We start from the raw sequence: 12,982 nt of genomic DNA, 5'->3' as shown, positions 1-12,982 counted from the left end.
CGATAACAGTAGTATTATGAAGGTTTTTTTTATTTTCTTTTTCACATTTATAGTATTTTCAGTAAATGCGCAGGTTGACAGAAAAAAGTCGAATGCTGCCAGATGTGAAGTCCCACCCAGGATTGATGGTGTTCTCAATGATGCTTCATGGGCAAATGCTGACCCTATCATAGATTTTACACAATTTCTTCCACTTTATGGGACAAAACCCAGTCACCCGACTGAAGTCAGGATTTTGTATGATGATTATGCCATCTATATTGGCGCAAAAATGACGGATCTATATCCTGATAGTATCCCTATGCAATTAGGCAATAGAGATGATGAAAATATGAATGCTGATTATTTTGAAATCCAGTTTGATACCTATGACAATCAACTTGATGCCTACACCTTTAGTTTATCGGTTGCAGGGGTGCAGGTTGATTCCAGGGTAACGGATGATACCTATGATGGTGTTTGGCTAAGTGAGGTGAAAGTTGCAGAAGATGGTTGGATAGCTGAAATGAAGATTCCATATTCCGCACTCCGTTTTCCTAAAACATCCTTACAGAATTGGGGTTTACAAATAACCCGGTCCTTCAGGAGAAACAGGGAATTTGATCAATGGTCACTCGAAAAACAGGGAGCCAATAATAAACTCGTCCATTGGGGGACACTTACAAACATTTCAGATATTGAGCCACCGGTCCGTTTATCCCTTACTCCCTATTTTGCAATGGCTGCCGAACATTATCCCAATGATCCGGGAAAAGATATTTCAACTTCTTTTGGTGGAGGAATGGACCTAAAATTTGGACTCAATGAAAGTTTCACCGTTGATATGACTTTATTGCCCGACTTCAGCCAGGTCCAATCGGACAATAAAATCAAGAACCTTACAGCTTTTGAAACAATTTATGATGAGCAGCGGCCATTCTTTAATGAAGCGGTTGACTTGTTTGAAAAAGGGGATATATTCTATTCCCGGAGAATTGGTAAAACACCTTTGAATTTTCTTCATGATTCCAGTCAATTAATGGATGGAGAAAGAATCATCAAAAACCCGGTGCAACAGCGGTTAATTAATGCCACTAAACTTTCCGGCCGAACCAGTTCCGGACTGGCGATTGGTTTACTCAATGCAGTTACAGCAAATACCTATGCCATTGTTGAGGATACCGGGGAACAACAAAGGAAAATCCTTACCGACCCGGCAAGCAATTACAATATGATTGTACTTGCACAAGCACTGAAAAACAACTCAGAAATATTTATTAGCAACACCAACCTGGTAAGGGCAAAAAATTACAGGGATGCTAATGTAACCGCTGCCGGTATTAAGCTTAATGATAAATCAAATACTTATTCTCTCAATATCAACGGAGGGGTCAGTCAAATTTTCACCCCTTCCGAAACAGGAGAAAACAAGAATGAGGTAGGATATAAATTCTATACCGGGCTCGGAAAATATAACGGAAACTTCCTCTTTTCCATCATAAAAGGAATGATGAATGACACCTATAATGCTAATGACATGGGGGTGAACTGGTATAATAATTACCATATGAACTATGCCAGTATTTCCTACAATATTTACCAACCCTGGTGGCGCCTGAGAGATTTGCACAACTCTCTGGTCCTTCAGAATGAAAACAATTTCACTACATCTAAGGTACAAAAGGCATCAATAGATTTGAAATCATATGGTTCAACAATGAAATACCTGACTATTTGGGTAAATGCTTCCTATGAATTCCTTTCCACCTATGATTATTATGAGCCCAGGGTTAGTGGCAGATTTTACCGTAAACCGACTTCCTTAAGTGGTAATATTGGGTTTTCAAGCGATTATAGAAAGCCCTTTGCCCTGGATGGTACTTTAGAAGTCTCAAATACAGCCATTAACCACACTTTCCAGCGAGCAGTCAGTATTCACCCTATCTTCAGAATCAATAATCATTTTGTTTTTAATTATAGTTTTACCTCTGACTACACAGCTAACCAGGTTGGGTATGCGCATCATTTTTCCAATCAAGGAATAGATAGTATTATTTTTGGTAAAAGAGATATTACAACTATTATCAACGCCTTATCCGGAAAATACCTCTTCAGAAATAATTTATCGATCAACCTTAATACTCGTCACTATTGGTCGAAAGGAGTCTATAAATCTTTCTATACTTTAAATACAGAAGGCAACACAGTCGAAGCCCCCTCCTATTCAGGAAAGCATGATTTCAATTTCAATGTTTTCACTGTGGATATGGTGTTTTCATGGGTATTTGCCCCTGGCAGCAGTTTGAATATTGTATGGAAGAATGCAATTAACCCTCCTGACAGTAATATTCCTGTACCCGACTTTTTCACCAATATCCGTAATACTTTTAACTCCCCGCAAAGCAATACTGTTTCGTTCAAGGTACTTTATTACCTGGATTATCAGCAATTGAAAAAAAAGCGTCATCCATGAGAAACCCCATGGAATTAAAGAGGTAAAAAGATACTCTGTTCTGATTCCCTTATCTTCATACCTTTGCACTTCAACAAAATAGTATGATTACCGGGATAAATATTCGTAAATCATTCGGGACGCTTGAAGTATTGAAAGGAATTGACCTCCAGATACACAAAGGTGAAATTATTTCGATTGTTGGTGCCTCAGGTGCCGGGAAAACGACACTTTTGCAAATCATCGGCACCCTTGATAAGCCAGGTTCAGGGAAGTTATTTATTGATGGGATAGAGATATCAGGTCTGAATGAAAAGAAGCTTTCTGATTTCAGAAACAGACATATAGGTTTTGTATTCCAGTTTCATCACCTCCTGCCTGAATTCACTGCTTTGGAGAACCTTTGTATTCCTGCTTATATTGCAGGTTCCGGAAAAAGCCAGGCTACAAAAAGAGCCTCCGAACTTCTGGAATTCCTTCACCTTTCGAACAGGGCCTCACATAAACCTTCAGAACTCTCCGGCGGTGAACAGCAGCGTATTGCAGTTGCACGAGCATTAATGAATAATCCGTCAGTAATACTTGCTGATGAACCTTCAGGCAACCTGGATTCATCAAATGCCAAAGAATTGCATGAGTTGTTTTTCTCATTGCGTAAGGAATTCAATCAGACTTTTGTGATTGTAACCCATAATGAAGAATTTGCAAACGGTTCGGACAGAAAACTTACCATTGTCGATGGATTGATTGCAAGTTGATGCATTTATCAGTCGGTATCAAATCACCAGATTTCTTCCTATTTGAATAACCGGTGACATTTTTAAAAGTCATCCATTAACTATTAAGAGATCTCATTCTGGTTAAAAAAACAGAACATACAAATAAAACATGTCTTTTAGCGTTACCAACCTAAAGGTTGGTCAGAGCCAATTTTTGATAAAGCGAACTAAAAAACCAAACAGAATCAATTCTGATACCCAAACAAAAGCTGCTTGCCGGCATAATGAACAGAACAATATGAAGTTTGTCCAAACTAACCCTTTCCATAAAAACACATTTTTCATTCTTTTCATCTTTATTCTTCTCATACATTTTATGAGTCCCTTGCAGGCCCAAAATGTAAAGAATGATGAGTTTACGACATTGGTAACTTCAGCTGAAAATTTCAGCAAAACAAATGAGTATGAAAAGGCTATCGATTCCTACAACAAAGCCCTGGCATTAAAGCCTGGCGACAAGGTGATTATTGTCAAAATCGCTGAATTAAAGAAGCTAATCGAAGAATCGGATAAAACCAGGCATCTTTCCTTTGAAGATGCTGTCATACAAGGAGAAGACGCTTTTAAACTAAAGGAATATCCAAAAGCAAAAAAATTATTCGAACAAGCCCTTGATCTGGATCCTTCTGCGAAATACCCAAAAGACAGGTTAGCAGCTATCAGGGCAATCTATGTTGATCCAGCAGATGTTGCCAGGTTTAATGATGCCATGGCCAAAGGCAACCTGGAGCTCTCAGCAGAAAATTTCGATAAAGCAAGAAATTGGTTCGAGATGGCAGTTGCGGTGCAGCCGGATTCAAGACCTGCTAAAGATAAAATTGCAGAAACTGATCGAAAAAAAGCTGATGCTGCTTCAAAGAAACAGCAATACCAAAAGTTGATAGCGGATGGGGATGTGCTTCTGAAAGCTGAAAAGAGGGATGATGCACGTAAACTTTATGAACAGGCTTCGGTATTACTTCCGAATGATGCAACAGCAAAGCAAAAGATCCAGGAAATAGATAATTTCCTGAATGCAAAAAAAGCAGTCCAGGCTAATTATGACAAAGCCATAGAGGCTGGAGATCAATTCTATATCAACCGCGACTTTGTGAATGCGCGTGTTAAATATGAAGAAGCGCTTAAAATTAAACCTGAGGCCCGGTATCCCAGGGAGATGCTTGATAAAACAGGAAAAGGATTAACCCAGGTTCTTTCAGACAAGGAACGATATGATGCGGCAATTGCCTCTGCAGAAGCCATCTTAAAAACAGGCGACCTGGAAGCAGCCCTTTCAGGATATCGTACTGCTTTGAGTTATTCTTCCAACGACCCTTATGCCACCGGTAAGATAGGAGAAATAGAAAAAATTATTCAGGAGAAAAACAGCCGCAAGGAAGCTTTTGACATTGCCATAAATAATGGTGACCAGTCCTTTGATGAAAAAAAATATGAGATTTCTTTAGGACATTACCGGAATGCCTTAACCCTCCTACCTGATGAGAAATACCCTAAAGAACGGATAGAGACGATCAATTCACTGTTAGGAAACCAGAAATCACTGGAAACAAACTATAAAAAAGTGATCTCTGAGGCCGATGCCAGGTTCGCAGAAAAAAAATACCCTGAGGCAATTGCATCCTATGAAAAAGCATTGCAACTCAAACCTGAAGAATCGTACCCTACTGGAAAAATCACAGAAATAAATGGTATTCTTGAGGGAAACAGGCAGAAGAATGAAACTTACAGTGATGCTATTAAGCGCGGAGATGTCGCATTTGGAGAAAAACAATATGAGAATGCTCTCTCAGCATTTAAGGAAGCTGCTTCTATTAAAACCAATGAAGCCTACCCAAAAGAAAAAATTACTGCAATCAATGTGATTTTGGCAAAAAGCAAATCCGAACAGGATAAATATGACAACCTCATACTCCAGGCAGATAAATCCTACTCCCAGCAAAACTATTCCCAGGCCCTTAGCCAGTATCAGAATGCTTCATTGTTAAAACCCAATGAACAGTACCCTGTGGACAGAATCACAGCCATTAACCTGATCATGAAAGACACCAAGGCCAGGCAGGAAATGTACACGCAGGCCATTACTACTGCTGACAGGCTTTATACTGAAAAACAATACGACAGGGCCCTGGCCACTTATAATGAGGCAAAAAGCATCAAACCGGAAGAAACCTATCCTTCTCAAAAGATCAATGAAATCAACCTAAAACTCAATTCAATTCAAAAAACGGAATCTGATTATTCAAGATTGATTGCACAGGGTGATTCCATTCTTCAGACAGGAAATCTGAATAATGCTGTGTCCAGCTACCAGGCAGCCTTGAAGTTGAAGCCAGCCGAATCTTATCCAAAAGACCAGATCACTTTAGTAAATAAGCAGATAGCTGATAAAAAACAACTTGATGAAGATTATTCCAAAACCATTCTTCTGGCGGATAAAGACTTGCTTGCCAAAAACTATTCACTTGCATTCACAAAATTTGAAAAAGCATCGGAATTGAAGCCTTCAGAAGCTTATCCGAAGGAGAAGATGCTGGCCATAAATCAAATTCTACAGGAACTCAAGAACAAGGATGAACTCTATGCTGATGCCATTACAAAAGGTGACCTGGCATTCTCAGAAAAACATTTCCAGGATGCTGTAGATTCCTATACTCAAGCCTTATCAATTAAACCTGCTGAGAAATATCCTTCTGACAGGAATGCAGAAGCCAAAAAAATCATCGCTGCAGAGAAAGCATTGCAGGATAATTATGAAAAAGCCATTTCAGATGCAGATGTATTATTGAAATCAAAAAAGTATTCAGAATCGATTGCTGGTTACATCAAGGCATCGTCAATTAAACCGGAAGAAAAATACCCTCAGGAAAAAATTGTTGAAATAAATAAACTGCTGGCTGATCTGAAACAGCAACAGGAATCCTATACTAAAGCTGTTGAAGAGGGAGATCGGTTATTTGCACTGAAGGACTTCAATGGTTCATTGACTTCATTTGAGAATGCAAAGGCCATCAATTCAGATGAAAGCTACCCTGTTCAAAAAATTGCAGAGATCAATAGCATACTTGAACAGATTAAGACCGCCGATCAAAACTATACTAAGGCAATTGCTGATGGCGAGCGGCAACTTACCGGCAAGAATTACCAGTTGGCCCTGGAAGCCTTCAAAGATGCCTTGGAGATAAAATCATCTGAAGCCTATCCTGCTCAAAAGATCAAAGATATCAATGAAATTCTCCTCTCTATTAAGACCAATGACGATGCTTTTGACAAAGCCATTCTATCTGCAGATGAACTTTTCTCCAAAAAGGAATATGAATCTGCTATTGCTGCCTATGAAGATGCACTAAAACTGAAGCCTTCAGAAAAATATCCTGCAGATCAAATTACTGAAGCCAGGAAATTGATAGCAGAAAACCAGGCAAATCAGGTAGCTTATGATAAAGCCATAAATGAAGGAGAGAATTTCTTCAGTACCAAAAAATATGAGGAAGCACTTGAATCATTCAATAATGCATCAAAAATAAAACCCGGTGAAAAGGATCCCATTGAAAGAATTGCTCAGATAAATAAAATTCTGGATGACATCCGCATTAATAATGAGAATTATGCGAAAGCCATAGCTGATGGCGACTTCTTTTTCAATCAGAAAAAATTCAGGGAAGCACTGGAACCTTACGAAAGAGCTTCAACCTTGAAACCAGAGGAATCCTATCCAAAAAAGCAAAAAGAGTTCATCAATATTGCCCTTGCTGATCAAAAGAAACTGGATGATCAGTATACCACGGTAATGGCTGATGCAGAAGCTCTTTTAAAGGCAGAAAAGTACCAGCAATCACTTCAGAGGTTCGAAGATGCAGCTGCCTTGAAAACAGATGAAGTCATGCCTAAGGACAAAATAACGGCCATAAAATCTATACTGTCTGAGATTCAGGCTAAGGATGAAGCTTATAACAAGGCACTGGCTGAAGGTGATGCTGCACTGGCATCAAAAAACCTTGAGTCAGCCTTGAAAGCTTTTAATGAAGCCTTGCTAGTAAAACCTTTAGAAGCTTACCCTGCATCTAAAATAAGCACGATAAAAACTGAATTAAAAGCCATTGAAGACCGTTATAATCGAATCATTTCAGAGGCTGATGCCAATCTTGAAAAAAGAAACTATTCTGAAGCGCTGAACCTTTATCAGCAGGCCATTGACATTAAACCTGCAGAAAAATATCCGTCTGATAAAATCTCTGATATAAATAACTTATTGGTTCAGCAAAAGGAAGAACAGGAAAAATTATACTCTGCATCTATCACAGAAGGTGACCAATACCTGGCGCAATTGAATTATATAGATGCCAAAAGGGCTTATGTGAAAGCCTCAGGTATCAAACCTGCAGAAAAGTATCCTAAAGATAAGCTTATTGAAATCAACCTGATTCTCGATGAGCGGAACAGGGCATTGAAGGATGAATATGACAAAGCCATTGTAGATGCAGATCGTTTATACCAGCAGAAAATCCTGGACCAGGCAATTGAAGGCTACGAAAAAGCAGAAAATATCAAACCTGATGAAAAATACCCCGGAGAAATGATTCGTAAGATCAAGCAGTATATTGCAGATCATTCGATTCTTGAGGTGAATACAAGCACCATCCTGATTCCGGCCGGAGATGAGAAAAAGTTTAATTTCAAGGGCATAGAACCACGGTTGAAGAACAATAACTATGTCATGCTTCGTGCAAAAGCAGTCGGGAATGTGATTCCAAAGGTTTACTTCAATTATGGCCGTGATAACGCCAAAAATGGAGGGATTGTTCTTCGGACCATTAGCACCAAGGAAGGCGTTGATTATCTGATTCGCCTGGCCGGACAGGATAAATGGTATCGTGAGGATAATAACTGGATCAGCCTATATACTGAAGGGTGCGACCTGGAAGTTAGCAGGATAGAAATTTCCCAGGGAGAATAATCTGCATCAAGGATTTAGATACTTTTACGGCAGATAGTAATCTTGTCTTCATATCATCTTTTTTCAAAGCATAAAGGCATATGAAGTCTTTATAGCAAAAAGGAAGTTGATATCTGCGCAACAAATCAAACAACTGGAAGCAATGACTGATATTTCAAGGCATTTTTTATCATTTCGTGAAGGGATTATTGGTAATGAACTGGAATATTCCACTGCTTATGGCAAACAAACTATGGTTTATGCTGATTGGGTGGCTAGCGGCCGGCTTTACCAACCTATTGAAGACAGAATCACTCAAACCATAGGGCCCTGGGTAGCCAATACTCATACAGAAACCTGTGAAACAGGGCAATTGATGACAAAAGCCTATCATCATGCCCAGCAGATCATCAAGAAACATGTAAATGCGTCTCCTTCAGATGTTCTTGTAACAACCGGTTTTGGTATGACTGCTGCCCTGGTAAAGTTTCAGAGAATCCTTAACCTGAAATCCTGTGGTTTGAAGCATGGCAGGGATTGTATCAAGGAAGAACAGCGTCCTGTGGTATTTGTCACCCATATGGAACATCACTCTAATCAAACTTCATGGTATTATACGATTGCTGATGTGGAAGTAATTCCTCCTGGCGAGGGCTTACTGGTTGATCCGGAAAACCTTCGTGTGCTGCTTGAAAAATACAAAAACAGGGAATTGAAGATCGGCTCTTTCACTGCCTGCAGCAATGTTACCGGCATCGAAACACCTTATCACGAGCTGGCAAGGGTAATGCATGAAGCAGGAGGATATTGTTTTATAGATTTTGCCGCATCGGCCCCTTATTCTGATATTGATATGCATCCTGCCGATCCGATGGAAAAGCTTGATGCCATCTTTTTCTCTCCTCACAAATTCCTGGGTGGACCTGGTTCTTCCGGCATTCTGATCTTTGATTCATTGCTATATAAAAGGGAGGATCCTGATCAACCCGGTGGAGGAACTGTTGATTGGACCAATCCCTGGGGTGAGTTCAAATTTGTTGATGATATTGAAACAAGAGAAGATGGAGGCACTCCCGGTTTTCTGCAAGCTATGAGAACTGCGATGTGCATTCGGATCAAGGAAAAAATGGGGGTTAAGCTGATGCGTGAGAGGGAAGACCAATTAGTGCTCTCAGCATTTTCGGCAATGGAGAAAATTCCAGGCTTACATATTCTCGCAGATAATGTCAGGAACCGTTTGGGTATTATTTCATTCTATATTGACAATATTCACTATAACCTCGTGGTGAAACTTCTCAGTGATCGTTTTGGTATTCAGGTTCGCGGTGGTTGTGCCTGTGCAGGAACCTACGGACACTTTCTCCTGGACGTGAGTTACGAACAATCGAAGGAAATCACCGACCGAATAACTCATGGTGATCTGTCCCAAAAACCCGGATGGATAAGACTCTCTTTGCATCCAACTATGACAGATAAGGAACTGGACAATGTGATGATTGCTCTTCAGCAAATTTCTGTTAACCACAAATCATGGGTGAAGGATTATCTATACAATAAGCACACAAATGAGTTTATCCATATTGATGAGTGGCATCAGAAAGACGAACTGGTTTCTACCTGGTTCACCTTTGAAAAATAGCTTATTGACAGAGCTCTTCCCGGTACTTTATTCAGATTCTTTATGAATTAGGCTGTTTTTACAGGCTCACAGAAGTTTTTCTATATTTGCCTGCCCTGGCAGGTTATTGACCTGTAAGAGTTGTATTGTCATTTTGTTTTCAATCCAACCCACCCTATGATCAGTAATACCATCAGCGATCCACGCTTAGCTTCAAAGTTCAGAGAATTATGGCGAATTGTCGGCAACTCTCCATTACTTGTGATTAGTTTCAGGTATAAGGGTGAACCCAGACTTCTGTATGCTAAGATGGAACAATTCAATATTACAGGAAGTATCAAGGACAGGATGGCTTTGTATGTTCTGCAAAGAGCCTATGAAACAGGTCAGATTAAACCCGGCGACACCATTGTTGAAGCCACTAGCGGAAATACCGGTATTGCATTTTCTGCAATAGGAAAAGCCCTTGGACACCAGGTGCAGATTGCTATGCCGGATTGGATGAGTAAAGAACGGGTTGATATTATACGCAGTCTTGGAGCAACGATTATTCCTATTTCAAAAGAACAGGGAGGATTCCTGGGGAGCATTAGAAAAACTGAAGAAATTGCACAAACGCAACCCAATATTTTTCTTCCCAGGCAATTCTCTAACCAGGCTAATGCTGATGCTCATCACGATACCACTGGCCCTGAATTATATTGGCAAATGTCGGCACATGATCTCAAACCGGATGCCTTTGTTGCAGGTGTAGGAACAGGTGGAACCGTAATGGGAGTCGGGCACTTTCTGAAGGAAATGAATCCACTCATCAAGGTACATCCACTTGAACCTGCAGAATCCCCTACCCTGACTACAGGATGTAAAATAGGAAATCACCGGATCCAGGGTATTTCTGATGAATTCATTCCCGACCTGGTGAAGCTGAATAAATTAGACCAAATCATCACCTCACATGATGGAGATGCTATTCTTATGGCACAGCAACTTGCCTCAAAATTGGGACTTGCAGTAGGAATTTCATCCGGAGCCAATTTTATTGGTGCATTAAAAGTACAGAACCAGATGGGAAGCGAGGCTGCTGTTGTAACTGTCTTCTCCGATAGTAATAAAAAATACCTGAGTACCGATCTCATGAAAAATGAACCGGTAAGAGAGGGATATTTAACGCCAGATGTTGAATTGCTGGATTATTCCGTATTCAAGAGGGTATGCAAAACATGCTGTGATGTAGTGAATTGCAATATCAAATCCATTAAAACTGAATGCCATAGTTGTGGATAATTTGTTCGCTTTTAAAATTCTTTCAGGTATTCCCCGGTATATTTAAGCTTCTTGCCAGGGTTATTCTTTTCGCAGAATAATAACTGTAATTTCCGGCTTAATTCCTATTCTTCCGGGAAAACCGATATGTCCCAATCCCCTGTTAACATAGAGGTATTGCATATTCCCGTTACCTGACTTATTCTCATAAATACCGCCCCATTCGTTGAACAACCACTTCGCCGGACTCCACCTGTGCTTACCGAATTCCCAACCCATTTGCATGGCATGTGTGTGACCGGAAAGGGTTAGGTCGATCCCTGGGAATGATGGAATTACTTCCGCTTTCCAATGAGTCGGATCATGAGACAATAAGATCATAGTTCTGACATCTTCAACACCTTGTAGTGCTCTGGCCAGATTACCCTTCTGCCCCCAAATCGCTTTGGCACTCCAATTTTCAACACCTATCAATACAATAGAGTCACTATCTTTTTTAATAATGCTATGACTATTATTTAAACAATTCCAATTAAGTTTATGATAAAAATCCTGCAGTTGTTCATTATTCTGAAGATGTTCCTTTTCCGATTTCCAACTTACATAATCGCCATAATCATGATTTCCCAGGATGGCATATACACCCATAGGTGCTTTTAATTGATTGAGGACAGGTTCGAAAGGATAAGCCTCATCGGTGACATAATTCACCATATCCCCGGTGAAAAGAATCATATCTGGTTTTTGAGCCTGCACCATTTCAACAGCTTTAATGAGGGGCCGGTCTGAATACCAACTACCGAGATGAATATCCGAAAGCTGAACAATCCTGAATCCTTCAAACTTTTCGGGCAGCCCTTCCAATTTCACTTCTATCGTCCTGACTTTGAAGTCATAAACCCAAAAAATAAAACCAGAAACCATAAGTACTGACATCAATGTGGCGATCACCAGGCCAAAGGAAATCATGAACCGGGACAGTTTATAATTATTCTGACGACTTTTAGTGAGCCAATGGAAAAAATGGAGTAGAGCCGAAAAGATCACTCCAAGTAACATACTTATCACCAGGATCAATTTCCAGATAAATAAGGGGATGAGCATACCCGGAAAGTAAATCCGGAGAATAGCCGGCCAATTTTTCATAGGCCAGATGAATGAAAGAATGATAAAAGAAATAAGAAAGCCCAAGGGCACCCAGTAAGCAATCTTCAACAGTTTTGAGAAAAATTGTTTTTTAGATGGGAGATTAGAAATAAAAACATTCCAGAGTGAAATATCCAGTAACAGGAAAAAACCAAAACCCATCAATCTTGAAGTATACCTGGGATAAAAATTTCCACCTACCCACATCCCTCCCATGACAAGAATTATCAAAACCACAAACCAGATTATCTTCTTCATTTTCATTGTGTCGTACAACTAATTTATTCCATTTATATATAGAGAAATCCAACTACAAAGGTAAATAAACAATGCAGGATAGCAGGAAGTTTGAAATGGCTGTTAAAGGATTCATCGAAGTTGTATATTTGAAAATTATAAACAACTATCCAGCGATGAGTATTGATTTAGAACAACGAAAAATCATAACGGAAACCCGTCAGAGCAAAATTATTTTCCCCAACTCATTGAATGACCATGCTACCCTCTTTGGAGGCGAAGTACTGAAGTGGATGGATGAGGTTGCCTATATTACAGCAATAAGGTTTTGTCGACAGGAAATGGTAACAGTATCTGCTGACAGGATAATATTTCGAAAACCAGTGCCTGCCGGGAGTATACTTGAATTAGTCGGGAAGGTCACCCATATGAGCCATGCAAGCATTACTGTGACCATTGAAATTTTCGCAGAAACATTTCTTGATGATCATAAAGAAAAAGTATTAGAGGGAAAATTCAGGTTTGCTGCAATTGATGATAATCACAAGCTTACAAGAATTTCCCCTCCTTTATAA

Annotated in this window: 7 protein-coding genes; 6 read left to right on the top strand and 1 reads right to left on the bottom strand. The window is 39.8% G+C overall.

Annotated elements, in window-relative coordinates; translation table 11 throughout:
• Positions 1–16 precede the first annotated feature (16 nt).
• The 5 genes from IPH84_00105 to IPH84_00085 all read left to right on the top strand — a co-directional run bounded on the left by IPH84_00105 (position 17) and on the right by IPH84_00085 (position 11,045).
• Positions 17–2,452, top strand: coding sequence for a carbohydrate binding family 9 domain-containing protein (locus IPH84_00105; protein MBK7171642.1), 2,436 nt, complete (start codon positions 17–19; stop codon positions 2,450–2,452).
• Positions 2,453–2,535: 83 nt separating this feature from the next.
• Positions 2,536–3,189, top strand: a complete 654-nt coding sequence (locus IPH84_00100) for an ABC transporter ATP-binding protein (GenBank protein MBK7171641.1) — start codon at positions 2,536–2,538, stop codon at positions 3,187–3,189.
• Positions 3,190–3,448: 259 nt separating this feature from the next.
• Positions 3,449–8,164 (top strand): hypothetical protein, encoded by a 4,716-nt coding sequence (locus IPH84_00095; GenBank protein ID MBK7171640.1) that lies wholly within the window; start codon positions 3,449–3,451, stop codon positions 8,162–8,164.
• 142 nt (positions 8,165–8,306) lie between these two features.
• Positions 8,307–9,782 carry an aminotransferase class V-fold PLP-dependent enzyme gene (locus IPH84_00090; GenBank protein ID MBK7171639.1) on the top strand — a complete coding sequence of 492 codons (1,476 nt, stop codon included), beginning with the start codon at positions 8,307–8,309 and terminating at the stop codon, positions 9,780–9,782.
• Positions 9,783–9,938: 156 nt separating this feature from the next.
• A complete protein-coding gene (locus tag IPH84_00085; protein ID MBK7171638.1) occupies positions 9,939–11,045 on the top strand; it encodes a cysteine synthase family protein in 1,107 nt (368 codons plus the stop codon).
• Positions 11,046–11,105: 60 nt separating this feature from the next.
• On the opposite strand, the gene IPH84_00080 is transcribed toward IPH84_00085, so the two are convergent.
• Positions 11,106–12,428 (bottom strand): metallophosphoesterase, encoded by a 1,323-nt coding sequence (locus IPH84_00080; protein MBK7171637.1) that lies wholly within the window; start codon positions 12,426–12,428, stop codon positions 11,106–11,108.
• A gap of 155 nt (positions 12,429–12,583) precedes the next feature.
• On the opposite strand from IPH84_00080, the gene IPH84_00075 reads away from it, so the two are divergent.
• Entirely contained in the window at positions 12,584–12,982 is a 399-nt protein-coding gene (locus IPH84_00075; GenBank protein MBK7171636.1) for an acyl-CoA thioesterase, read from the top strand.

This window comes from Bacteroidales bacterium (assembly GCA_016707785.1).
Taxonomy (GTDB): domain Bacteria; phylum Bacteroidota; class Bacteroidia; order Bacteroidales; family UBA4417; genus UBA4417.
This window is presented reverse-complemented; position numbering and strand designations above follow the sequence as displayed.

Excerpts from the sequence above, each read along its gene's own strand:
- IPH84_00095 (MBK7171640.1), top strand. The coding sequence starts at position 3,449 with ATGAAGTTTGTCCAAACTAACCCTTTCCATAAAAACACATTTTTCATT.
- IPH84_00105 (MBK7171642.1), top strand. The coding sequence starts at position 17 with ATGAAGGTTTTTTTTATTTTCTTTTTCACATTTATAGTATTTTCAGTA.
- IPH84_00090 (MBK7171639.1), top strand. The coding sequence starts at position 8,307 with ATGACTGATATTTCAAGGCATTTTTTATCATTTCGTGAAGGGATTATT.
- IPH84_00100 (MBK7171641.1), top strand. The coding sequence starts at position 2,536 with ATGATTACCGGGATAAATATTCGTAAATCATTCGGGACGCTTGAAGTA.
- IPH84_00075 (MBK7171636.1), top strand. The coding sequence starts at position 12,584 with ATGAGTATTGATTTAGAACAACGAAAAATCATAACGGAAACCCGTCAG.
- IPH84_00085 (MBK7171638.1), top strand. The coding sequence starts at position 9,939 with ATGATCAGTAATACCATCAGCGATCCACGCTTAGCTTCAAAGTTCAGA.
- IPH84_00080 (MBK7171637.1), bottom strand. The coding sequence starts at position 12,428 with ATGAAGAAGATAATCTGGTTTGTGGTTTTGATAATTCTTGTCATGGGA.